The organism is Novosphingobium sp. KA1 (genome assembly GCF_017309955.1).
Taxonomy (GTDB): domain Bacteria; phylum Pseudomonadota; class Alphaproteobacteria; order Sphingomonadales; family Sphingomonadaceae; genus Novosphingobium.
The window spans coordinates 1,754,501-1,777,500 of the sequence record NZ_CP021248.1; the positions used below are offsets into that span (position 1 = coordinate 1,754,501).

General features: G+C 65.2%; 20 protein-coding genes, 2 rRNA genes and 5 pseudogenes (1 of these 27 cut by a window edge). 10 read left to right on the plus strand and 17 right to left on the minus strand.

Annotation, left to right across the window (positions count from 1 at the left end; genetic code table 11):
- The first annotated feature begins 3 nt into the window (after window positions 1-3).
- The 4 genes from CA833_RS25285 to CA833_RS25300 all read left to right on the plus strand — a co-directional run bounded on the left by CA833_RS25285 (window position 4) and on the right by CA833_RS25300 (window position 5,233).
- Window positions 4-1,476, plus strand: coding sequence for an efflux transporter outer membrane subunit (locus tag CA833_RS25285; RefSeq protein WP_207080620.1), 1,473 nt, complete (start codon window positions 4-6; stop codon window positions 1,474-1,476).
- Window positions 1,477-1,608: 132 nt separating this feature from the next.
- Entirely contained in the window at window positions 1,609-3,117 is a 1,509-nt protein-coding gene (locus CA833_RS25290) for a DUF4139 domain-containing protein (RefSeq protein WP_207080621.1), read from the plus strand.
- Window positions 3,118-3,137: 20 nt separating this feature from the next.
- Complete coding sequence (locus CA833_RS25295; RefSeq protein WP_207080622.1) at window positions 3,138-4,793, plus strand: DUF4139 domain-containing protein; 1,656 nt, start codon at window positions 3,138-3,140, stop codon at window positions 4,791-4,793.
- Between the two features lie 131 nt (window positions 4,794-4,924).
- Window positions 4,925-5,233, plus strand: coding sequence for an HU family DNA-binding protein (locus CA833_RS25300; RefSeq protein ID WP_255535886.1), 309 nt, complete (start codon window positions 4,925-4,927; stop codon window positions 5,231-5,233).
- A 91-nt stretch (window positions 5,234-5,324) separates the two neighbouring features.
- On the opposite strand, the gene CA833_RS25305 is transcribed toward CA833_RS25300, so the two are convergent.
- Window positions 5,325-6,128 (minus strand): alpha/beta fold hydrolase, encoded by an 804-nt coding sequence (locus CA833_RS25305; RefSeq protein ID WP_242526510.1) that lies wholly within the window; start codon window positions 6,126-6,128, stop codon window positions 5,325-5,327.
- Window positions 6,129-6,231: 103 nt separating this feature from the next.
- Between CA833_RS25305 and CA833_RS25310 the strand changes: the two genes are divergently transcribed.
- Entirely contained in the window at window positions 6,232-7,128 is an 897-nt protein-coding gene (locus tag CA833_RS25310) for a LysR family transcriptional regulator (protein ID WP_207080623.1), read from the plus strand.
- Between the two features lie 21 nt (window positions 7,129-7,149).
- Here the strand turns inward: CA833_RS25310 and pyrC are convergent, their stop codons facing one another.
- The 6 genes from pyrC to CA833_RS25340 form a co-directional block, all read right to left on the minus strand.
- A complete protein-coding gene (gene pyrC / locus CA833_RS25315) occupies window positions 7,150-8,187 on the minus strand; it encodes a dihydroorotase (RefSeq protein ID WP_142639288.1) in 1,038 nt (345 codons plus the stop codon).
- Window positions 8,188-8,276: 89 nt separating this feature from the next.
- Window positions 8,277-8,906 (minus strand): class I SAM-dependent methyltransferase, encoded by a 630-nt coding sequence (locus CA833_RS25320; RefSeq protein ID WP_207080624.1) that lies wholly within the window; start codon window positions 8,904-8,906, stop codon window positions 8,277-8,279.
- Between the two features lie 40 nt (window positions 8,907-8,946).
- Window positions 8,947-9,591, minus strand: a complete 645-nt coding sequence (locus CA833_RS25325; RefSeq protein WP_207080625.1) for a tetratricopeptide repeat protein — start codon at window positions 9,589-9,591, stop codon at window positions 8,947-8,949.
- A gap of 33 nt (window positions 9,592-9,624) precedes the next feature.
- On the minus strand, window positions 9,625-10,380 hold the full coding sequence (locus tag CA833_RS25330; protein WP_207080626.1) for an SDR family NAD(P)-dependent oxidoreductase: 756 nt from the start codon (window positions 10,378-10,380) through the stop codon (window positions 9,625-9,627).
- Window positions 10,367-12,400, minus strand: coding sequence for an AMP-binding protein (locus tag CA833_RS25335; RefSeq protein WP_207080627.1), 2,034 nt, complete (start codon window positions 12,398-12,400; stop codon window positions 10,367-10,369). Before CA833_RS25335 ends, CA833_RS25330 begins: the two co-directional genes overlap by 14 nt.
- Window positions 12,397-12,942, minus strand: a complete 546-nt coding sequence (locus tag CA833_RS25340; protein ID WP_207080628.1) for a thermostable hemolysin — start codon at window positions 12,940-12,942, stop codon at window positions 12,397-12,399. The genes CA833_RS25335 and CA833_RS25340 overlap by 4 nt, the downstream gene beginning before the upstream one ends.
- A 284-nt stretch (window positions 12,943-13,226) precedes the next feature.
- Here CA833_RS25340 and CA833_RS25345 point away from each other — a divergent pair.
- A pseudogene (locus CA833_RS25345) lies at window positions 13,227-13,448 on the plus strand (transposase); the annotation flags it as partial.
- 43 nt (window positions 13,449-13,491) lie between these two features.
- On the opposite strand, the pseudogene CA833_RS25350 reads toward CA833_RS25345, so the two are convergent.
- A pseudogene (locus tag CA833_RS25350) lies at window positions 13,492-13,651 on the minus strand (sigma factor-like helix-turn-helix DNA-binding protein); the annotation flags it as partial.
- Window positions 13,652-13,787: 136 nt separating this feature from the next.
- Here CA833_RS25350 and CA833_RS25355 point away from each other — a divergent pair.
- Both CA833_RS25355 and CA833_RS25360 read left to right on the plus strand, forming a co-directional pair.
- Window positions 13,788-13,916 (plus strand): annotated as a pseudogene (locus CA833_RS25355) (transposase); the annotation flags it as partial.
- 262 nt (window positions 13,917-14,178) lie between these two features.
- Window positions 14,179-14,352: pseudogene (locus CA833_RS25360) on the plus strand (transposase domain-containing protein); the annotation flags it as partial.
- A gap of 19 nt (window positions 14,353-14,371) precedes the next feature.
- Here CA833_RS25360 and CA833_RS25365 read toward each other — a convergent pair.
- Entirely contained in the window at window positions 14,372-14,671 is a 300-nt protein-coding gene (locus CA833_RS25365) for a hypothetical protein (RefSeq protein WP_207080629.1), read from the minus strand.
- A 59-nt stretch (window positions 14,672-14,730) separates the two neighbouring features.
- Here CA833_RS25365 and CA833_RS25370 point away from each other — a divergent pair, with 59 nt between their 5' ends.
- Entirely contained in the window at window positions 14,731-15,192 is a 462-nt protein-coding gene (locus CA833_RS25370) for a helix-turn-helix domain-containing protein (RefSeq protein ID WP_207080630.1), read from the plus strand.
- Between the two features lie 60 nt (window positions 15,193-15,252).
- Here CA833_RS25370 and istB read toward each other — a convergent pair whose 3' ends face one another.
- The gene (istB, locus tag CA833_RS25375; RefSeq protein WP_207080631.1) at window positions 15,253-16,110 is read right to left on the minus strand and encodes an IS21-like element helper ATPase IstB; all 858 of its coding nucleotides are present in this window, start codon (window positions 16,108-16,110) and stop codon (window positions 15,253-15,255) included.
- Window positions 16,107-17,648 carry an IS21 family transposase gene (istA, locus tag CA833_RS25380; RefSeq protein WP_370584595.1) on the minus strand — a complete coding sequence of 514 codons (1,542 nt, stop codon included), beginning with the start codon at window positions 17,646-17,648 and terminating at the stop codon, window positions 16,107-16,109. The genes istB and istA overlap by 4 nt, the downstream gene beginning before the upstream one ends.
- Window positions 17,649-17,795: 147 nt before the next feature.
- On the opposite strand from istA, the pseudogene CA833_RS25385 reads away from it, so the two are divergent.
- Window positions 17,796-18,421: pseudogene (locus CA833_RS25385) on the plus strand (IS630 family transposase); the annotation flags it as partial.
- A gap of 66 nt (window positions 18,422-18,487) precedes the next feature.
- Here CA833_RS25385 and CA833_RS25390 read toward each other — a convergent pair.
- The 6 genes from CA833_RS25390 to CA833_RS25415 form a co-directional block, all read right to left on the minus strand.
- Window positions 18,488-20,050, minus strand: a complete 1,563-nt coding sequence (locus CA833_RS25390; RefSeq protein WP_207080633.1) for an IS66 family transposase — start codon at window positions 20,048-20,050, stop codon at window positions 18,488-18,490.
- 31 nt (window positions 20,051-20,081) lie between these two features.
- On the minus strand, window positions 20,082-20,408 hold the full coding sequence (gene tnpB, locus CA833_RS25395) for an IS66 family insertion sequence element accessory protein TnpB (RefSeq protein WP_207080634.1): 327 nt from the start codon (window positions 20,406-20,408) through the stop codon (window positions 20,082-20,084).
- Window positions 20,409-20,434: 26 nt separating this feature from the next.
- Entirely contained in the window at window positions 20,435-20,818 is a 384-nt protein-coding gene (locus tag CA833_RS25400; RefSeq protein WP_242526512.1) for a transposase, read from the minus strand.
- Between the two features lie 261 nt (window positions 20,819-21,079).
- The gene (locus CA833_RS25405; protein ID WP_207077923.1) at window positions 21,080-21,904 is read right to left on the minus strand and encodes an IS5 family transposase; all 825 of its coding nucleotides are present in this window, start codon (window positions 21,902-21,904) and stop codon (window positions 21,080-21,082) included.
- Between the two features lie 251 nt (window positions 21,905-22,155).
- Window positions 22,156-22,270: ribosomal RNA gene (gene rrf / locus CA833_RS25410) — 5S ribosomal RNA — on the minus strand.
- Between the two features lie 122 nt (window positions 22,271-22,392).
- A 23S ribosomal RNA gene (locus CA833_RS25415) occupies window positions 22,393-23,000 on the minus strand; it runs 2,186 nt beyond the window's last position.

Below are 23,000 nucleotides of genomic sequence, written 5' to 3' on the forward strand. Positions count from 1 at the left end.
CCCATGCGCTCCTACCATACCCTGCCGCTGCTTGCCGCAACGCTGGCGGCCACCTTGTCGGGCTGCACCGTCGGACCGAACTATGCCGGACCGCCCAAGGCCGCCCCGGTCGAAAACACCGCCTTCGTGCGCGCCGATGCCGCTGCGGTCAGCACCGCCCCGCCGGTTGCGGAATGGTGGAAGACCCTCGGCGATCCCGCGCTCGACGATCTCGAAGCGAAGGCCCTTGCCGGCAATGCCGACGTCGCCGCCGCCGAGGCGAGGCTGCGGCAGGCCGCCGCCTCGCTGGGCGAGGAACGCGCGAACCGCGCGCCCAAGGCCAGCGCGTCCGCCATGTATGCCCATGCCCATGTGCCCGGTCTCGACCTCGGATCGAGCAGTGGCAATTCGGGAGACGGGGGCGGTTCGGGAGACGCCAGCGGAAGCGGCGGCGGGGGCGGCAGTTCCGACCTCAATCTCTACAACCTGGGCGTCAACGCCAGCTGGGAGGTCGACCTGTTCGGCGGCCAGCGCCGCGCCATCGAAGCCGCCCGCGCGAGCTACGAGGCCAGCGATGCCAGCCTTGCCGACGTGCAGGTCAGCCTCTCGGCCCAGGTCGCCAGCACCTACCTGAACTTGCGCGATCGCCAGCAGCGCATCGCCCTTGGCGAACAGTCGATCGCGCTGCAGGAAGAGGCGCTCGACCTCACCCGCCAGCGCCGCGGCGCGGGCACCGCGACGGCGGGCGAGGTCACCCAGGCCGAAGGCCAGCTGGCCACCACCCGCGCCCGGCTCGCCCCGCTCAAGGCGGACCGCGACGCCTATCGCAACGCGCTTGCGGTGCTGACCGGCCAGGAACCCGGGGCCCTCGACGCCGCGCTGGGCACGTCTGGCGACATTCCCCTGCCTCCCGCCACGGTTGCCGTCGGCGATCCCGCCGGCCTGATCGCCCACCGCCCCGATGTCCGCCAGGCCGAGCGCACGCTGGCGGCGGACACCGCCAGGATCGGGCAGGCCGAAGCCGCGCGTTTCCCGCGCCTCTCGTTCATGGGCCTGATCGGCATCGGCGGCACCAAGTTCGGCGACCTCACCAATCTCGATGACTTTGTCGGGCTGGCCGCACCGCAGCTGAGCTGGAGCTTCCTCGATTTCGGCCGCAACAAGGCCAAGGTCACCAAGGCCGAGGCCGTGCGCGACGAGGCCGAGGCGCGTTATCGCGGCGCGGTGCTGACGGCGCTGCAGGACGCCGAGGACTCGCTTGCCCGCTACCGCGAGGGCCGCATCCAGGTCGCCGAACTGGCCCGCGCGCGGGACAAGGCGGCCGAGGCCGAAACGCTCGCCGCCCAGCGCTTTGCCGCCGGAACCGCCACCCGCATCGCCCTGCTCAATGCCCGCAGCGACCGCAACAGCGCCGAACAGAACCTCGTCTCTGCCCGCGCCCAGCTGACGGCGGGTTATGTCTCGATCCAGAAGTCACTCGGGCTGGCCTGGAAGTAACAGTGAGGGCGCCCGTTCACCGGCGCCCTCAAGTTGCTGAATTGGTGCTGCGAATTTCCATCATTGTCACTTGACAGATGCCCTCGTGACCGGAACTCATCGGCCTGAATTGGCGAGAGGGAGCGGTCACGGATGCGCAGCTTCGGATGGAACGGCGCGGCGGCGCTGGCAGTCATGGCAAGCCTTGCGGTTTCCGGGGCGGCCGGGGCGCAGGCGGATGGGGCCAATGCGCAAGGTGACGTCTCGATCACCATCTACAACAACAACCTTGCGCTGATCCAGGATACCCGCCAGCTCTCGCTGCCTTCGGGCCGCAGCAAGCAGGACTTCCCCGACGTTTCCGCCGCGATCCGGCCCGAAACCGTGTCGATCCAGGCCGAAGGCGCGGGCGTGGTCGAACAGAATTTCGACTACGATCTGCTCTCCCCGGACAAGCTGATGGACAAGGCGGTCGGGCAGACCGTCACGCTGGTGCGCACCAATCCCGCCACCGGCGCCGAGACCAGCGAACCCGCCGAGGTCCTTGCCAACAACAACGGCACGATCGTGCGCGTGGGCAACCGGATCGAGATCCTCGGCGGCCAGCGGGTGGTCTTCCCCAGCCTGCCGCCAGGCTTGCGCGCGCGCCCCACGCTCTCCGTCACGCTCGACAGCAGCCGCGCGGGCCGCCGCCCGGTGACGCTCAGCTACCTGTCACGCGCGTTCGGCTGGAAGGCGGACTATGTCGCCCTGTTCGACGAAAGGGCCGGAAAGCTCGACATGCAGGGCTGGATAACCCTGACCAATTCCAGCGGCACCGGCTTCGGCAATGCCCGCGTGCTGCTGGTCGCCGGTAAACCGGCGGGCAGCGACGACGACGACGAAGACGACGATGATGGCAACGGCTACCGGCCCGCGCGTCCCTCGGGCAATCGCGCCGGGACCCAAAGCGCCGCGCGCGAACAGCTGGGCGACTATTACGTCTATCCCATCGCGGCACGCACCACCGTCGCCAATGCCCAGCAGAAGCAGGTCGGCTTCCTCGACACCGCGGGCGTTCCCGCGACCAAGGGCTACACCTTCCGCAATGCCTGGTCCGGCCAGTCGAACGACCCGCAAGGCGTGGACACGGTGCTGCGTTTCTCCACGGCCCGGGCCGCCGGGCTGGGCGATGCCCTGCCCCAGGGCACGGTGCGCGTCTACATGCGCGATGCGCAGGGACAGCCGCAGTTTATCGGCGAAAACACCATTCCCCACACGCCGATGGGATCGACGCTCGCGATCAAGACCGGCGAGGCCTTCGACGTCAAGGTCAAGCCCACCCTGGTCAGGCGCGAGCGGATCCAGAGCGACGAGTGGGAGCGCAGTGCCCGCTACCGGGTCACCGTGAGCGGCAAGCCGCCCACGCTGGTTCAGGTCGAATCCTCGCCCACGTACTGGCGCACGACGATGAGCTACACGCTCACCAATGCGCGCGCCGAGCCGGTGACGGTCGAACTGGTGCAGGCCGGGCTCGACCGTAGCTGGAGCGGCTGGGACGTGCGCGTGCCCAGCGAAAGCCAGACCGGCCAGCAGCGCTCGCAGGACGAGCGGGTGTGGATGGTGGCGGTGCCCGCGGGCGGCGAAGTCACGCTCACCGCCCAGTTCGACACGCGGTACTGACACCCCGGTTGCCTGCGGCCATGCGCCTCCTGCTGCCTCTCGCGGCCCTGCTTCCGCCCCTGCTTCTGGCCCTGTTCCCGGCCAGACCGGCAGCGGCGCAGGAGGTCGTCACCTCGCCCGCGCCCGACAGCGTGGCGGTGACGATCTACCGCGCGCCCTATCGCAGCCCCGGACAGGGCATGAACCTGGGCTGGCTGGAGGGTTATGCGCTGGTCACCGAAAAGCGCACGGTGGAGATCCCCGAAGGTCGCGCGGTGATCCGCTTCGAAGGGGTGGCGGGCGGAATGCTGCCCGAAAGCGCCATCATCTCCGGCCTGCCCGACGGGGTGAGCGAAAAGAACCTCGACGCCGACCTGCTCTCACCCGGCAATCTCTACGCGCGCAGCCTCGGCCGCCCGGTCCTGCTGCGCCGCACCGATCCCATGAGCGGGCAGATCCGCGAGGAACGCGCGGTGATCCGCTCCGGCCCCGAAGGCGCGGTGATCGTGCAAACGCGCGCGGGGTTCGAGACGGCCAATTGCGGCACGACGCAGGACGAACTGGTCTACGACGCGGTTCCCCCCGGCCTCTCCGCGCGGCCGACGCTCTCGGTGGAGACGGCCAGCACCGCCGCCCGGCGCGTGACGATCTCGCTCTCCTACCTCGCCTGGGGCTTCGACTGGCAGGCCAACTACGTGCTCACCATGGCAGGGGTCGGGACAGGGGTCGGGGCAGGGGACGGGACAGGGGCCGAAAGCGCCCGGATGTTCGCCTGGGTCACGCTGGCCAACGCCGACCCCACCAGCTTTGCCGATGCCGAGACGGCAGTGGTGGGCGGCAAGGTCAACCGCAAGAACGATGTCCCCAGTTCGCCGAGCGGGCAATCGCTGGAATTCCACTGCTACTTCACCGCTCCGCCTCCGCTTGCGATGGGCTATGCGCCGCCGCCGGTCGCCGACATCGTCGTCACCGCCATGCGCGCTCCGCCCCCGCCACCACCTCCTCCGCCGCCGCCGCCGCCCGCTCCCGTCACCGTGCAAGAGGAAGGACTTGGCGACCTCAGGCTCTACCGGGTGCCGATGCCGACCACGGTCGCCGCGATGGCGCAGAAACAGGTGGCAATGTTCGAACTGCCCAAGGTCGCGCTCTCCGTGCACCATGTAGCCGAATTCTGGTCGAGCCAGCGCGGCACGGTCCCGGTCACGCGCCATCTGCGCGGGCGCAATAGCGTGAAGAACGGCCTTGGCCGGGCCTTGCCTGCCGGCCAGGTGGTCGTCTTCGAACCGCTGGCGGGACAGCCGATGCTCGCCGGACAAGGCACGCTGGACGATGCCGCGGTAGGGCAGGACATCGATATCGCCATCAACCGGGACAACCAGGTCACTGCCTCGCTCGCAGCGGTCGGTTCCGGCCCGGAAAGGCAGGGCCATACGAGGCGCGGCAACACGAAAGACGGCAAGGCGGCGGACAGCGGCGCCCCGGCCTGGACGCAGACCCGCCTCACCCTCGCCAACGCGCACCCCTGGCCGATCCGCTTCGAGGCGAAGATCCGGCACCCCGCGGAAACCCGGATCGTGCCGATCAAGGCAAGAACCAAGGCACAGGTCGAAATGCTGGGCACGCAGGCGACGTGGAAAATCGTCATCCCGGCGCACGGCACCGCGCGCCTCGAATGGCGGGAGGTCAGGCCGAAATGAGCCCTCCAGCCCCGTTCAGACCCATGCCGATAACAAAAAAACCACGTTTTCCACGATTCGACACGCCAAGTTCTGTGGGAGAAGCGGTGAAAGTTGCCGAGAGGACATAGCGGCAAGCCGCGCCGCCATCTATGAGAGTGAAGTTCGCAAGTGAAAGGAACGCTATGAACACGACGGATCTGGCCGAAAAGATTGCCGCAGCCAACGGCTCCACCAAGGCCGATGCCAAGAAGGCGGTTGAACTCGTCTTCGCTGCAATTGCCGACGCTGCTGCCGCTGGTGAAGAAGTCAACCTGCCCGGCTTCGGCAAGTTCAAGGTCAAGGAAAGCGCTGCCCGCGAAGGCCGCAATCCGTCGACCGGCGAGACGATCCAGATCGCCGCTTCGCGTAAGCTCGGCTTCACGCAGGCCAAGGCGCTCAAGGACAAGCTGAACGGCTGACAGGCCCAAGGCTGAAACGGAAAAGGGGAGACGGGACGGCTGGTCCTGTCTCCCCTTTTTTCGTTGAAAATCCTCGGATTTACGAGGGCTTTCAGTCCTGCGCCAGCCAGTTGCGGAGCAGGAAATTGGTCTGCTCGGGATGCTCCAGCGCGGCCATGTGGCCGCAGGCGGCGATCTCGTGATAGCGCGATCCCGCCACCCGCTCGTGGATCTCGCGGGCGTGATCGGGCGGGGTGATGCGGTCCCCGTCACCCACCACCACCATGGTCGGCACCGCGATCTTGGCAAGGCCGTCCAGCGAGTCCGGACGGGTCATGATCGCATGCTGCTGGCGGATGAACGCCTCGCCGCCCACGCGCGAGGCCATGCCGCGCATCTCGTCCGCCACCGCCCCGGTGGTGTGATCGGGATGGACAAGCTGGCCCAGCAGCTTGTGGGTCACGCCCACGAACTTGCCGCGGCGCAGTGATTCGATGGCCACGCGGCGCTGTTCGGTCCGCTCGGGACTGTCGCCGCGCGCACTCGAATTGATCAGCGCGAGGCGCGAGACACGTTCCGGTGCACGGCGCATGATCTCCAGTGCGACGTAGCCGCCCATCGACAGGCCGACGAGCGAGAAGCGCGAAGGCGCCACCGCCAGCGTGCGTTCGGCCATGGCGCCGACGGTATCATCCAGCGTCAGGTCCGCGACCATCGGTGCGGCGACATCGGCCAGCGCATGGATCTGACGGCGCCACAGGGCCTGGTCGCAGAGCAGGCCCGGCAGGAACACCACCGGCTCCAGCGCCGATGTCCGCTGGGGGGCTTCCCAGTTCCAACCGGCGTGCATGCGCGCGCTGCCCCCGCTTGCGGCAACACCCGCTGTCCTACCCATATCGATCGCCACGCTTGCCATATCAAATCTCCTGACGGCGAAATGCGCTTGCGCGGCCCATCTGTCCAATTCATGATAAAGGCGATCTTGATACTTTTTTTGTATGACGTGGAGAGGGCGCGCCGTGGAACTTCGACATATCCGCTATTTTCTCGCCGTCGCCGAGGAACGGCACTTCACCCGTGCCGCCCAGCGCCTCGGCATCGGGCAGCCACCGCTCAGCCATCAGATCAAGGATCTCGAGGCGGAAGTGGGCACCCCGCTGTTCCACCGCATTCCCCAGGGGGCCGAACTGACCGACGCGGGACGCGCCTTCGAGGACCGGGTACGCCCGATTCCCGCCATCGTCGCGGATGCGGTGAGCGCGGCAAGGCGCGCGGCGGCAGGGGAAACCGGCAGCATCCGCGTCGGTTTCACCGGATCGGCCGCCTTCAACCCGCGCGTGCCGCAGGCGATCCGCATCTATCGGCGGCGGTTTCCCGATGTCGAGCTGAGCCTGGCCGAGCACAATTCGATCGGTCTGGTCGAAGGGCTGAAGAACGGCAGCCTCGACGTGGCCTTCCTGCGCCCCGACGCGGTGGACAAACGCGACCTCCGGCTGTTCCACCTGGCCGACGAGCCACTGATCGCGGCGCTGGCCTCGGCCCGCATGCCGCATGGCGAGCCGATCTCGCTCTCGCAGCTCGCCCACGACCCGTTCATCCTGACCCCGCGCGCGCTGGGCCCGACACTGTTCGATGCCACACTCGAAGGCTGCCGCCGCGCCGGGTTCGAGCCCATGCTCGGCCAGTCCGCCCCGCAGGTCGCCTCGGTCCTCGCGCTGGTGGCTGCCGAACTCGGCGTGGCGCTGGTACCGGAATCGATGCGCGAGGCCTCGTTCAAGGGCGTGACCTATCACGACCTCGAAGGCGATTCCCCGATGGTCTCGCTCGCGCTCGCGACCCGCGCGGACGAACGCTCGCCCACGGTCGCCGCCTTTGTCGCCGAGGCCCGCTTCCCGAGCGAGCCGGACGCCGCCTGACCGCAGGCGCGGCCGGGACGGTCAGCCGATGAAGCGCCAGCGAATGGTTTCACCGGCGTGGAACGGCACCAGGGTGATATCGCCGTCGACGATCTTTTCCGGAACGCTGACCTCTTCGCGCTGCAGGGTGACCGTGCCCTCGTTGAGCGGCAGGCCGTAGAAGCGGGGGCCGTGTTCCGAGGCGAACCCTTCGAAGCGGTCCAGCACGCCCTCTTCCTCGAAGACCTGCAGATAGCTTTCGAGCGCGTAGGGTGCGTTGAAAATGCCAGCGCAGCCGCAGGCCGATTCCTTGCGGCCGATCTCGTGCGGGGCGCTGTCGGTGCCGAGGAAGAACTTGGGCGAACCCGATACCGCCGCCTTGCGCACGGCCAGGCGGTGCCGCTCGCGCTTGGCGACCGGCAGGCAATAGGCATGGGGCCGGATGCCGCCATCGAAGATCGCATTGCGGTTGATGATGAGGTGCTGCGGGGTGATCGTCGCGCCGATCTGCGGCCCGCTTTCCGCCACGAAATCGGCCGCCTCCGCCGTCGTGATATGTTCCAGCACGATCTTGAGCGCGGGATAGTCGCGCACCAGCGGTGCCAGGATCTGTTCGATGAACACCGCCTCGCGGTCGAAGATGTCGACCTCGCGGTGGGTGACCTCGCCGTGGATCAGCAGCGGCATGCCGATGCGCTGCATCGTTTCCAGCACCCCGGTCAGCTTGCGGATGTCGGTGACGCCGTGGGCCGAATTGGTGGTGGCATGGGCGGGATAGAGCTTGCAGGCGGCAAACACGCCTTCTTCATAGCCGCGCGCGATCTCGGCCGGATCGGCATCATCGGTGAGGTAGAAGACCATCAGCGGGGTGAAGTCCATCCCCGCCGGCACGGCGCTGACGATGCGGTCGCGATAGGCCAGCCCCGCCGCGACGTTGACGACCGGCGGCGTCAGGTTCGGCATGACGATGGCCCGCGCGAACTGGCGCGCGGTATGGCCGACGACCGCTTTCAGCATCTCGCCATCGCGAAGATGCACATGCCAATCGTCCGGGCGGCGGATCGTGATCTGGGTTGTCATGGGCTTGCCTCTAGCCCTCCGTCATGCCCGCGTCGATGGTGTTTCGATGGCAATGCACCCGTTCCGGCAACGGAGGCCCCGGAGGCAGTTCAGACCGGCGCCGACTGCTTTCCGGCGCGGGCCAGCAGCCCGTCGATGCCGGGGCCTATGGCAACTTCCTCGATCTCCAGAAGGTCATCGGCAAATCCGGCGGACAGGAACGCGGTTCGCAGGCTCCCGGCGTCATAGAGGCGGTGCAGACCCTCCCGCGCAAACGCCCAGCCTTCCATGGTGCGGCGCGCGGTCACATAGGCGACCATCCTGCCACCACCGCGCAGCAGGCGATGCATCGCCCGCAGCATGCCCTGTCCATCGTCATCGAAATAGAGGACATTGAGGGCGAGCACGCCATCCAGACTTGCCGAGGGCAGCGGCAGGTCAGCCAGCGATGCGGTCAGATAGCCGGCCCGCGCGCCCAGACGGCGCCGGGCGGCGGCAATCATCGTCGGCGAGAGGTCGGCGCCGATCAGCCGGCAATCCGCGCGGTCAAGCATGTGCGCCATCGCCGCCCCGGTGCCGCAGCCTGCGTCGAGGATGGTTTCCCCTGCGGCCGGAGCCAGCAGGTCCACCGCCCGTTGCATCGGCTTGCGATTGGCAATGTCCATGGCCCGCCCGAGCCAGCGACCGTATCGGCCGCGCGGATGGGCCAGTTGACCGGCAAGGGCGCGCGCCAGGCTCATGGCCACAGGCGGCCGGGTTCACGGCGCAAGCTCGCGCGCATCACGCGGCCTTGCCCAGCAGCGCCCGCACCTCGCGCCGCCGCCCGGCGTCCCAGACCGGACGCGCCGCATCATGGGGCGCCCGCAGGGCCTTCTGCAGATATGCGCGCGCGCCGGCCTTGTCGCCCTGCTTGAGCAGGTAATCGCCGTAGAAATAGTTGGAATCGAGCCCATTGGGATCGACCGACAGGGCCTGCTTGAGCAGCCTTGCCGCCTTGTCGTCATCGCCCCAGGCCAGCGGCGAACCCGGCACCTTGTAGTAAAGCACACCGAGGCTGAGCGCGGCCCCGCCCTGCGCGGCGCGGGGGTCTATCGCATAGGCCCGCGCGATCAGGTCGCGGGCCTGCGTCGCCAGGCCCAGCTTGTGGAAGAAGTTGGCGCGGTTGGCCTGCTCGCTGGTGATGATGCCCTGCCACAACAGCGGCTCCGCCCGCCCCGGATAACGCGCGACAATCACCGCCGCCTGATGCGCCAACTGGTCGAGCGCCTTGGTCTGGGTGCTGGATCCCTGCACTTCGTAAGTGATGTGGGCCCAGCCATCGTTCACCGCCTTGACGTCGGAGGCCATGTCGGCGTGGGCGGCGACCGGCATGGCGGCAACCGCGACGGGGGCAAGCAGGAAGCTCAGCAGGGTATGCTTGCGCATGGTAACGCGTCCTTTCTGTTCTGGGATTTACAGTCAGCCGAATTCGGCCTGTGCCTTGCGGATCTGGGGCGACAGGCCGGCATCGACGAGTTTGGGGGAAATGGCGTTGAGCGCGGCGTAGACGCGCTCCATCGCGCCGATGCTCACGGTCTCCTTGCGGGCAGCGATAGCCGCGACGATCCGCTGCGCCACCCATTCCGGCGCATCCGCCTTCATGCCGGCAAGCGTCAGGAAACGGTTCACCTCGCCATTGTTGAAGGCAGTGCGCGCGGCGCGCGGATTGATGTGGGTGACCGCCACGCCGCTGCCGAGCAGTTCGCGCCGAACCCCCTGGCTCAGCGCCGCGAGCCCGGCCTTGCTGCTCGAATAGGCCGCGAACCATGGGTAGGGGATCGCTCCCAGGACCGAGCCGATGTTGACGATCTGCCCGGATCCGCGCCTGCGCATCGGCGGCGTGACGGCGCGGGCAAGCACCGCCGGCACCAGCAGGTTGACCCGGTAGCACAGCGCCAAGGCCTCGATCGGCTGGCTTTCGTGCAAACCGAAACGCATGACCCCGGCGATGTTGACCAGGATGTCCGGACAGTCCGCCGCCACTTGCCCGGCCAGCATGGCGAGCGCGTCCTCGTCGGACAAGTCGGCAACGATCGAGCGGTCGCACGCGGGACACGGCGCCCGGTCGATCCCGGTGACATCCGCCCCCGCCTCGCGCAGCAGGCGCGTCACCGGCATGCCGATGCCCCCCGCCGCACCGGTGACGAAAACCCGCTTGCCTTCAAGCCGCGACATGATCGTCCTCCAGTGCGATCGACGCGAAGACCGCGCCGAACAGGCCAAACATCTCGCGCGCCATCGTCAGGAGCGCCTCGCGGTCTTCCGGCCGCTCGAGACCGTTCACCAGGCGGGCGAAAAAGGTCATGTGCTCCTGGTCGAGCGCGCCGTGCGAGGTAAGGTAGGTGAAGGCCTCGGGCGGCAATCCGAGATTGGCGGCCACCGCGCTCGCCCCGCGCTGGGCAAGCGCCACGCTCACGCTTTCGAGCACGTAGACCATGCCGAAGAAACTCACCGGATTGCCCCTGGCAATGCGCGCATAGGCATGATCGACCATGGCCGCGGTCGCCGGGTGGGGCCGGCTCGCCCGCGCCGCGTCGGCATCGCCGCCCGCTGCGGCAATGTCGGCCAGGATCCATTCCTCGTGCCCGGTTTCCTCCTCGATATAGTCGTCGAGCGCCCGGACAAGACGCGGCCGGTCCAGCAGACCCGCGCGGGCCTCGCGCATCAGCGGCACGGTGTGCCGCACATGGTGATAGGCCTGCCTGAGGTAATCGACATAGGCGCGGCGCGAGATCGTGCCCGCCAGGCCCGCGCGCACTTGCGCAATGGCGAGGAACGTGAGGCGATCACGCCAGGTCGCAGCCTCCAGCACGTCGAAAAAGTCGGGCGTTCCCTCCAGCCAGACGTCGGCAATCGCCTTGCGCCGAAGGCGGCCGTTACCCGTGAGAAGCCCGCCCGCTGGCGTGAAGGGCGCCACCTCCTGCCAGGCGGCGATGCGGGCATAGTCCGGCAGGGCGGCATTGGCGGCGGCCACTGCGGCGGAAAGATCGGCGCCGGGATGCGCGGCGACCAGCAGGGCTTCGGGCCGGGGCTTGCCATCGCCATGAACCATTGCCTGCGCCACGCCGGGCTGCGCCAGCAGCACCGTTTCCAGCCATTCGAGCGAGATGTTGCGCCCGAAGCTGGTGATGATCAGCGCCGACTTGCGCCCCTCGACCCAGAGTCGCCCCTGTTCGTCGATCCGGCCGATGTCCCCTGTGGCCAGCGGCCCGGGAGCGCGCGGCTCGCCGATGGTGCCGAGGAACATCTCCCCTTCCAGCAGGATCTCGCCGTCAGGCGCGATGCGCGCGCGCATATGACCGAGCGGGCGGCCGACCGAACCCGGCGCATCGTTGTCCTCGGCCTCAAGCGCGACCACCGAGGCACATTCGGTCAGGCCGTAGCCCTGTCGTACCGGCAATCCCAGCGCGCGGGCGCGGCCGAGCAGGTCGGCAGACACCCGCGCGCCTCCCACCGCCACCAGCGTCAGATCCGGCAGGCGCTGCCCGCTCGCCTCCAGCACGGCGACCAGACCGGCAAGATATTCGGGCACCAGGATCAGCGACGAGATCCGCCAGTGCGCCAGCCTTTCGGCCATCCGCGCAAAGTCGGGACGGAACGGATCGCCAAGGCCGATCTCGGCCTGCGGCGGGCATACGTATGTGCCGCCGGCGATCATCGTCGCAAAAAAGCCCGCGACGGTTTCGAGCAGGATGCCCGGGGGCAGCAAGGCGCAGTGACGGCCTGCATGGGCCTGCCCCACGGTCTCGACCACCGACGCAGCGACGCCGAGCATGTGCGCGGCCGAAAGACACACGCCCTTGGGCGTCCCCGTCGAACCGGACGTGAAGGTGATCCGCGCCGTCCCCGAGGGCAAAGGGGACGGCGCAGGTTGAGGCGAGCCGGCGCTTTCACCCGGCCCACCGCAAACGGAAAGGGCGTGGTCAGCCTGAGCCTCGGTAAAGAACCGGGGCAGCGACAGGACCGGGATACCGGCTTCGAGCAGCGCCAGTTCGAGCACCGCCATATCGGCGCCGTGATCGCCCCTGATGACGTAGGCGCGCGCCGGAGGCTCGGCTGCCAGGAGAGCCAGGCGCGCTTCGACCAGACGGACCAGTTCCGCCCAGCCCAATGCCGGTCCGACACGAGGGTCAATTGCGATCGCTTCGGGCGCGCGGGCAGCGTGGCCGCGCAGGGTTTCCAGCAGGCCGCTCATGCCGCCAGGCTCCGCCGGCGGGCCAAAAAGGCCGAGATCGCGCGCTGCCCTTCATCGATGAGCCCCGCGCAGACCCACGGATCGCAATCGTAATAGCGCCCCCAGGAGGAAGGCTGCTCGGTCCGGCTGGCATCAGCGGGCGCAAGATGCAGCATCGGCACGCCGATCCGGGAAAACATCCGGCGCAGGTCAGCGGTCAACGTTGCCACCGCCACCTCGCACTGGCTCCCCAGGTCGTTGGCCGCCGCGCCCCACAGCGCGATCAGCGACGGCGCATCTTCGGCGGCGAGGTTGCCGATTTCCAGCACCGTCTCGCGGCGCACATCCTGCCCCAGCGCATGCGACAGGATCTGCTCGACCGGCGCGTCGAGATAGCGTTCCAGGAACAGGGGATGTGCCCCGGCCCGGCGATAGCCGAGCGCCGCCTTGACCACCCCGCCCCGTGATTGCGCCATCATGTTTTCGTAAGCTGGCTGTACGTGTGCCCCGTGGGCTTCCCGAAACCGGCGTCGGACCAGTTCGGCAGGCGCTGTATTGTGCATTGACCGCTCCTCGGCATTCAGGAGTTAGACGCCGGCCTTGCCCGCCTTCCGCAGCCGTCCAAGGGAATTTTCGTCTCCTCGGATATTTCACCCTCGCGCCGGTAGCGCGGAACCGCGCTGTCTGGATGCCTCCGAGCCTGGTCAAGTGATGACGAAAGGCTAACGTCGGTCAGGCTCTGAACCGCCCCGGGATTGCCTGAGTCCCGAACTCCCGCAAGGAAAGGTCTACGATGAGCTAGACGACGAACAAGGTTACCCCTGGAGTTCGGCTGCGGGCGATCCGGATGGTTCTGGATCACGAAGGCGATTATCCCTCTCGCCGAGCTGCGATCACATCGGTGGCCAAGAAAATCGGGGGCTCCGGGCACACGCTGCTGGAATGGGTGAAGAAATCCGAGGTGGACAGCGGCAAGCGCGGAGGCGTGCCGACGGAGACCGCCGCAAAGCTCAACGCCTTGGAGCGTGAAGTCCGCGAACTACGGCAAGCCAACGAGATCCTGCGCAAGCCTGTCCTGAGCCTGCCGAAGGGGCGTCGGCATATTTTGCCCAGGCCGAACGAGCCCGCAGCAGGTAAGTCGACACGGTCGACTTGCGCAGCCCAAGCCGCTCCGGACACCTCACGTACCGAAAGCCCACTTTCGTGGGTCAGCCGTAATATCGATCTGATGTCCTTCACGTCCACTCGTCTCGGTTGCTTCCGTCTCGGCATGGTCCCTCCAAGCTCCGCTTGCGGGGACGTTCATGCCAAACCGGCGCACCCAATGACCAATCGCACAAACTGTCCGGGACTTTCGAAACACGCACGCTGGCCGAGGCGTTGCGTTATGCGGTCAAGCTGAAGCCAATTGCTCGCTTATACCGACGACGGCAGGCTGGAGATAGACAACGATCCGGCGGAGAATGCCCTCTGGGGTATAGCTGTGGGCCGTAAAAACTGGATTTTTGCTGGCGCCGACTGCTTTGGTGAGAAAGCCTTAATTTACGGCCCCAAAAACCCTGTCGTCATGTCATGACGCGCAGCGGATAAAACGGCGCAACCCTCACCCGTGAGTGCCTGGCGATCCATCTCGATAAGGGGATAAAGGCGAGCAGGTGGTGGCCACAATGGATCGCCTAGTGTTCCTGGGCGGCCGCGGACCGGCCAAGATCAAGGTGGACAACGTCCTAGGTCGCGAAGCAACGGCGCGATTTGGCCTACAGGTCTCTTCGCGTTGACAACGATCGGCCGGCATGCATTCTGATTACGGCGGTGAGTGCGCCGCTGCCATGCTTTGGCTTTTGGAGACAGCCAAGATTAACGGAGTCAATCCGCAGGAATGGCTTGCTGATGTGCTCGACCGCATCGACAATGGCCACCCGATCAACCGGATCGATGAACTGATACCGTGGAACTGTCGCCTGCAGGCGTGAACACGCCATTTTTTCGGGTTTAGTTCTCGTTGCTCAGGCTGTCCCGAATTGCTTTAAGAGCGGCAATGGGCCAACCAATCGCGAACCCAACGATTATCGCAATTGCAGACCATCCGCGCCAGTCGCCATCACCAAAGAAAACGGTAAAGGCAGCAAGAGCGACGCAAGCGGAAACTGCAATGGAACCCCGCGTAATCCCCAGCGCTCCGAAATACAAACTCTGCTCAATTTTCCTCCAATCCTCAGGAAAACTGGCATGAGGTGTCAGGTAGGGCAGTGTTCGTAACCCTAATACCAAAACCTGTGGAATCTGACTCACGGAGGGTATGCGGCCGGGGCATGACGTGATTCACCATCGCAAACGGTTGGAGTTTTGCGATGGCAGCGCCGGTCAGACTTCGAGGTGATTTCAGTTCTGCGCAGGTTCGGGCCTTTGCTCGCCGCGCCAAGGATGCAGACCAAGTTCGCCGTCTGCTTGCGATTGCGACGATCCTAGACGGCGGCAGCCGAAGCGAGGCCGCCAAGGTCGGCGGGGTCACGCTGCAGATTGTCAGGGACTGGGTGCTGCGCTTCAACGCGCATGGCCCTGATGGTCTCGAAACCCGCAGGGCGCCGGGGCCGGATACCATCCTCGACGACTGCCATCGACGCGCGCTGGCCGAAACCATCGAAGCGGGCCCTATTCCTGCTGTTCATGGTGTGGTTCGCTGGCGGATCATCGACCTCGTCCAATGGCTATGGGAGGAGTTCGAAATCTCGATCAGCAAGCAGGCGCTGGGGCATGAACTCCGGACCATGGGCTATCGCAAGCTCTCGGCTGTAGCGCGACAAACAGGATGAGGATTGCGCGTCAATCAGGATGAGAATGTGATTGTCGCGGCGCGTCATTCAGTGCCGATTTTAATTGTCGCTGGCAAGGATCTCGTTCTCATCCTGATTGTCGCGGATGGTCTCGAGGACTTTCGGAGTGGTGTAGGCGGCAGGACGTCCAGCCCCGGAGCGGCGGGCCTGAGCCGTGCGCCGGCGATAACTTTCCACGTTCATCTCGAAGATCGTGGCGTGATGCACGAGCCTGTCGACCGCAGCGAGCGTCATTGCCGGGTCCGGGAAGACGCGGTTCCATTCACCGAAGGGCTGGTTGGCGGTGATGAGCAAGGATCTGCGCTCGTATCGGGCACTGATCAGTTCGAAGAGGACAGAGGTTTCCGCTTGGTCGCGTGAGACGTAGGCGAAGTCGTCGAGAATGAGCAGATGATACTTGTCGAGCTTGGCGATTGCGGATTCCAGCGTCAGTTCGCGGCGAGCCACCTGCAGACGTTGGACGAGGTCAGAGGTGCGGGTGAACAGTGCTCGCCAGCCATTTTCCACCAATGCCAGGCCGATCGCCGCCGCCAGATGGCTTTTGCCGCCGCCTGGCGGACCGAACAGGATGAGATTGGAACCCTGGTCGAGCCAACCATCGCCGGCGCACAGGGCCATGACCTGTGCCTTGGAGATCATCGGCACGGCCTCGAAGGCGAAGCAGTCCAACGTCTTGCCCGCCGGCAGGTGGGCTTCAGCCAGATGACGCCCGATCCGGCGACGATCGCGTTCGGCGAGTTCGTGTTCGGCGAGAGCTGCAAGGAACCGGCTCGCGGGCCATCCTTCCTTGTCCGCCTGGGCTGCAAAATCTCCCCAGATATGCTTGATGGTTGGCAAGCGCAGTTCATTGAGCATCAGGCCCAGGCGCTGTGCGTCGATCATGGGAGCCGTGCTCATGCCGCTTCTCCCTGTTCGATCAGCCCGTCGTAGATCGAGAGCGAGACCATCTCGACCACGACTTCAGGCAAAGTGGCGGGATCGGGGCTAAAGCGGGCCCGAAGTGCCGACAGGCATGGGATCCTGCGGATTGCCAGGTCCTCTTCCAGGATATGGGAGAGCTCCGCCTCGCAGGCGCGCTCGTGGGCCATGGCCAGAAGCTCGACCATGATCCGGCAGGCTTCTTTCTCGCCCACAGCTTCCAGCAAGTGCTCGAACATGAGGCGGTAGGGCGCGCGGGGGAACAGGCTGTCACGATAGACCAATCCCCGTAGCGCCATCGGCTTGCGGCGCAGGGAATGAATGACATGGCGATAATCGACAACGTGGCCGTGCTTACCGTTCACACCGGCGCGGCCGCGCTGCAGGGTCATGAGCCTTGTGCCGCCGATGAAGACATCGAGACGATCGTCGTAAAGGCGCACTCGCAGGCGATGTCCGATCAAGCGCGAGGGGACCGTGTAGAACACCTTGCGCAGGGTGAAGCCGCCCGAGGACGTCACTGTCACGAGGACTTCCTCGTAATCGGTAGTCCGTGCGTTCGGGAGGGATTGCAGCGCCTTGCGCTCAGCATCGATGCCGGGACCGTGGCGCCGGTTCCTTGCGGTCACGACTTCGTCGATGAAGCGGCGATAAGCGGCAAGGTCGGTGAAGTCCGTGGTCCCGCGCAATAACAGCGCGTCCTTCACTGCAGCCTTGATATGGCCGTGGGCGCTCTCGATCGCACCGTTCTCGTGGGCAATGCCTGTGTTGTTGCGCGTCGGCACCATTCCATAATGGGCGCATAGGGCGTCATAGCGCTTGGTCAGGTCGGCCTTCGCATCTGCGTCCAGGTTGCGGAAGGCGGCCGACAAGCTGTCGGTACGGTGGAGCCTGGGCGCTCCGCCGGCAGACCAGAGCGCATTCTGCAGCCCTTCGGCCAGGGCGACGAAACTCTCGCCGCCCAGAATGACGTGTCCATGTTCAAAGCCGCCGCAAGGCAGGCGGAAGTGATAGAGCAAGTGGTCCAAGGGTGCCCCGGCGATGGCGACCTCCAGATCGTTCATGCACGTAAAATCGGACATGCCGAGCCGCCCCGGCTCATGAACCTGCCTGAAGATGACTTCCCGATCCTGGCCGTTCAGAGCGCGCCAGTCGCGAATACGCCTCTCCAGGGTTCGTCGTGAGCCGAACTCGGTATCCGGGTACCGGCGGCGCAGTTCCTCGAAGATCGCGACAGGACGAAGACCGGGAGCGGCCTCCAGCATCGGCACGACAACCTCCTCGAAAATGCCCGATAGCGGATCAGGGCGCCGTCGGCCGCGCGGCGCCTGTCGCTGGGAAGGCAGGCGCGCATCCTGCAGCACCCGATAGCCGGTCGCCGGGCTGAAACCGGCCTTTGCCGCTGCCAGGGCGACGGGATCGTTACGTCTGTGGGTCATGAAAAGTCTCACCTGATGATCGTTGATGTGTCGGCCCGCCACACGCCAGGTCCTCCTTCCCAAGAAAACCCAATGCATAGCGGCCGCCGCGACCATCACAGGCACCCTTCAAAAGGCGCCTCCTGCGTTCCGGTATCGGCTACGGGCTACGCCCTTCGCCAATTCCGGAACGCAGGATTCTCATCTTGTTTGTCGCGCTTTCTCACCCTGAATGTCGCGCGACACTCGGCCCGGCCACGCCATCAGGGGCAGCGCCCTGAAGATATTGCCGCTTTTAAAAAGCCTTCCCCGCCCGTCTGGCGCAAATCCGAAGGCGCCTGCCCAAAGGCACCCCGATAGAACTGTGGTGGCAAGATGAGGCCCGGATCGGGCAGAAAACGCAGATCACCCGACGCTGGGCCAAGCGTGGCACCAGACCCGTTGCGCCCCGTGATCTACGCCGGGCTTCGGCCTGGATCTTCAGCGCAATATGTCCTGCTGAAGGGAAAGGTGCGGCGTTGGTCATGCCACGCTGCAACAGCGAGGCCATGGACATGCATCTGGCAGAAATCAGCAGCCAGGTCGCACCCGGTGCTCACGCCGTGCTCATGCTCGATCAAGCCGGGTGGCACATGTCCGGCAAACTCGACATTCCGGCCAATATCACCCTCCTGCCGCTGCCGCCCAAGTGCCCCGAACTCAACCCCGTAGAAAACGTGTGGCAGTTCATGCGCGATAATTGGCTCTCGAACCGCATCTTCTCGTCCTACGACAACGTCGTCGATCACTGCTGCCACGCCTGGAACCGCCTCATCGATCAGCCATGGCGCATCATGTCCATCGGGTTACGCCAATGGGCGCATGGGTCATGATCAGAGAGTCTTGGTATAAGCCTCCGTCCAGCAAGAGCATTAGGCCTATCAGAAAAATCGGCAGCTTTAGTGTCTCTTCGAGAGGCAAAAAGGTAAGCGCTGTGTTGAGGCCACGGCGGTCCAAGGCATGAGTTCACCGACGGCGTTGGCGGGATGACCTGCGGCGAGCCTGGAGAGGGTCTCGGCGAGCCAGGCATGCGGATTGATGCCTGAGATCTTGCAGTTCTCGATCAGTGTAGCGATAACCGCCCAGTTGTCGCCGCCTTCATCAGAGCCTGCGAAGAGGGCGTTCTTGCGATTGAGGGCCTGCGGACGGATTGATCGCTCGACAGTGTTGGAATCCAGCTCGACGCGGCCGTCGTCGAGGAACAGTGACAGCCCGGGCCAGCGGGTGAGTGCGTAGCGGATGGCATCGGCAAGCTTGCTCTTGGCGCTAACCTGACGAAGTCGTGCCTCGAGGTAGATGTGCAGATCATTCACGATGACGCGGGCCTGTTCGGCGCGCAAGGTGCGGCGCTGCTCCGCCGAAGTGCCGCGAACCTCTTCCTCGATCGCGTAGAGCACTGCGATCCGGCGCAGCACCTCGGTCGCGACCGGCGAGCTGTCGGCCAGTTCGTAGAACTTGCGCCGCACGTGCGCCCAGCAGAAGGCCAGGCTCACTTGCTGCCGGCGCTTGGCCAGAGCAGCGTAGCCGCCAAAGCCATCGACCTGCAGGATGCCGACGAAGTCGCCTAGATGCGCCTCCGCCCGCTCACCCTTGCGGTCAGCGGCATAGAAGTAGGCCATCATCGGCGGATCTTCGCCGCCCCATGGTCGATCGTCGCGAGCATAGGCCCAGAGCTGGCCCGTCTTGGCCCGACCACGCCCTGGATCGAGCACCGGTGCCGTGGTTTCATCGGCGAACAGCCGCCCGGATCGTCGCAATCGCTCGAGGATGTGATCGCGCAAGGGGCGCAGATACCAAGCCGCCCGACCGACCCAGTCCGCCAGGGTCGAGCGGTCGAGCTGGACACCTTGCCGCGCGTAGATCTGGGCCTGCCGGTATAGCGGAAGGTGATCGGCGTCCTTGGCGACCAGCACCTGCGCGATCAGCGCCTCGGTGGGGATGCCTCCCTCGACGATCCGCGCCGGAGCCGGTGCCTGGACGATCGCGCCCTCGCATGACCGGCAGCCATAGCGCGGACGGCGCGTGACCAGGACACGGAAGGTGGTGGGCACCACATCAAGACGTTCAGCCACGTCTTCACCGATCTGGTGGAGCGCACCGCCGCAGCACGGGCAGGCCTTATCCTCGACATCGACGACCTGCTCGATCCGCTCGAGATGGGCCGGCAACGAGCCGCGGTTGACCTTGCGCGGGCGATCCGCCGATGCCCGGCTCGCCTTGTCCCCGGCGTGCTGGGCCTGGGCCAAGGCCATCTCGACCTCTTCCAGGGCAAGCTCGAACTGATCGGGATCGAGTTGCTCGGAACGGCGGCCAAACCGGTGCCGCTGCAGGGCCTCGATGATCGCCTTCAGGCGTTCAACCTCGGCTTGGAAAACCTTCAGAACATCAAGCTCGCGGGCCTGCTCGAGGACGAGCGCGCGGAGCGCTTCGGCGTCGTTGGGGAGATCCGCTTCCATGAGCATGGAAGGAGTGAATCAGTAGGAGGAACCATCGTCAACCGGCAATCTGCGGAGCGATCGGGCGGCGTCCGCCATGCACACGGCGCCAGTCCAGCCCCTCAAGCAAGGCGCCCAACTGCGCCGCCGTCAGGCGCATCACGCCGTCCTGGATGGCCGGCCACTTGAACCCGCCGGACTCCAGCCTCTTGGCCATCAGACACAGCCCCGTGCCATCCCACCAGACAAGCTTGATCCGATCACTGCGCCTGGCCCGGAACACGTAGATTACGCCTGAATAAGGATCACCGCCGTACTCGACACCGATCAGCGCGGCTAACGCGTCGGGCCCCTTGCGGAAATCGATCGGGCGTGTGGCCACCATGACCTTGGCACCTGCGCCGGGTCCGATCATCGAGTAACCCGGAGCGCTTCGATCACCGCCGCAATCACCCCGGCATCGGCGCCGCTGCTGATCTTCACCGCAACGCCGTCGATCTCCAGTTCCACTGCGCTCACCTTCGAGCGCCGTCGCTTCTTCGGCCGCTGGATCGCAGGCGTGAACTCCTCTGCGGCGCCGGCATCGACGACGGCGGGAACAAAGGCCGGCACGGCCGCGCCCTGGCTCTCCAACTGCTTGCGGAGCTGCCGGCGCCAGGTGAACAGCTGCGACGGGCTCATGCCATGCCGCCGCGCAACCGAGCAAACCGTCTCCTGCCCGGAAAAGCTCTCGGCCAGGATCGAAGCCTTGACCTCCGGCGGCGAATCCCGCCGCCGCTCCGCGCCAGTGAACACTTCGAAGCGGGTTACCCGACTAGTGCCAGCATCATCACATGGCATCGTCATAGCACCAGCGCCCTCCATCCGATTAGGGCGCTGAAACTCGGCGCTGTGCTTCAGCCCCGCAAGGTGGGGTCGCGGCCTCGCTTACGCAAAAAGTAGGTTGCGGCGAAGAGAATTGCTCCCAACGATAAAGCGTACCAGGGTAAACGGAAACTGATCATCATCGCACTCTAGCTGAGTGGTTTCTATGTCCGTAAGAGTCTGTTTGGAAAATCAGGGGTGAGCGTTTCGGCGTAGGAGATTCCCGCCCATGGCGACGAGGATCATGGCCTGCGAGACGTCGATGCGCTTCTCGTAATCACGGACCAATCGGCGCCATCGGATCATCCAGCCAAAGGTCCGCTCGACGACCCATCGCCGGGGCAGGACCTTGAAGCCCTGCTGCTGATCGCTGCGCCGGATTACCTCGACGACGAAATCCAGATAGCTGGCCTTGTCCATGAGTTTCAGGCGGTCATAGGCGCCATCGGCGAAGAGATGTTTGATCCAGGGCCAGCGTTTGCGGATTCCATCCAGGATAGTCTGGGCGCCCGCGCTGTCCGAGATGTCTGCAGTGGTCAGGTTGACCATTAGCAACCGTCCATCGGTATCGACGGCTATGTGTCGTTTGCGTCCGACAACCTTCTTGCCTGCGTCGAACCCACGCTTTTCTGCCGATGGTGCTTTGACCGACTGGCTGTCGATCACTGCTGCGCTCGGACTGGCCTCCCGCCCCTGGCGCTCGCGATCGAGCATCAGTTCGATGTCGTGGATTGTCTGGAACAGGAACCTGCGAGCCAATTCCCGGAACCAGCCATAGACAGTCTGCCATGCCCCGAAGTGGATCGGCAGCATTCGCCAGCCACAGCCCGAACGAACAAGGTAGCGCACGGCGTTGATCACCTCGCGAAAATCCACTTCGCGTGGACGTCCCCGGCGGCCCGGCCTGGGCATCAGGGGTGCTAGGCGATCCCATTCCTCATCGGTCAGATCACTGGGATAACGCTTCGTCTTCTTGGCAATCTGGGCCATTCGCCCTCGGCTATGCTGGGTCCACATGCACAGCCTGAATCAGACACAGATCCACTCGGCAACCCCTGTCACCGATTTTCCAAACAGTCTCTAAAGGGGGCATTTTCAAACCAGCAATTACTTCGCGATGCCGATGGTCGGACGCTTACTGGCTATGAAGCTATCAGGTGATCTGTCTTTTGCAGACGCAAAAAAGGCCCCATTTATGGGGCCTTTTGTCTTACTCGTATTGAGTAATTTGAGATTGTGAATGGGTTTTAAGCTACGCTGTCTACAATGCCTGGCGACGTCCTACTCTTCCAACGCTTGAGCGTTAGTACCATTGGCGCTGACAGGTTTCACGGCCGAGTTCGAGATGGGATCGGGTGGGTCACTGACGCTATGGTCACCAAGCAATGGAGACAGCGTGCTGTTTTTTAATCGATGTATGCCCGTGCTTTATCTGGCTGGATGATCGTCCGATCATCTTTGACGGTGCTGCTTTTTAGGCAGGGTTGTCATTGATGGTGGGATTCATCAAGCATGAACAGAGTTATTAGGACCGGTTAGCTCCATGCGTTACCGCACTTCCACACCCGGCCTATCAACGTGATGGTCTATCACGACTCGAAGATACCTAATCTTGAGGGAGGCTTCCCGCTTAGATGCTTTCAGCGGTTATCCCGTCCATGCATAGCTACCCTGCTGCGCGGCTGGCGCCACGACAGGTACACCAGAGGCATGTTCAACCCGGTCCTCTCGTACTAGGGTCAACTCCTCTCAAGTATCGACGCCCACGGCAGATAGGGACCAAACTGTCTCGCGACGTTCTGAACCCAGCTCACGTACCACTTTAATTGGCGAACAGCCAAACCCTTGGGACCTGCTCCAGCCCCAGGATGTGATGAGCCGACATCGAGGTGCCAAACGATTCCGTCGATATGAGCTCTTGGGAATCATCAGCCTGTTATCCCCGGCGTACCTTTTATCCGTTGAGCGATGGCCCTTCCACGAGGGACCACCGGATCACTATGACCGACTTTCGTCTCTGCTCGATTCGTCAATCTCGCAGTCAGGCAGGCTTATGCCATTGCACTCTTGCAGCCGGTTTCCAACCGGCCTGAGCCTACCATCGCGCGCCTCC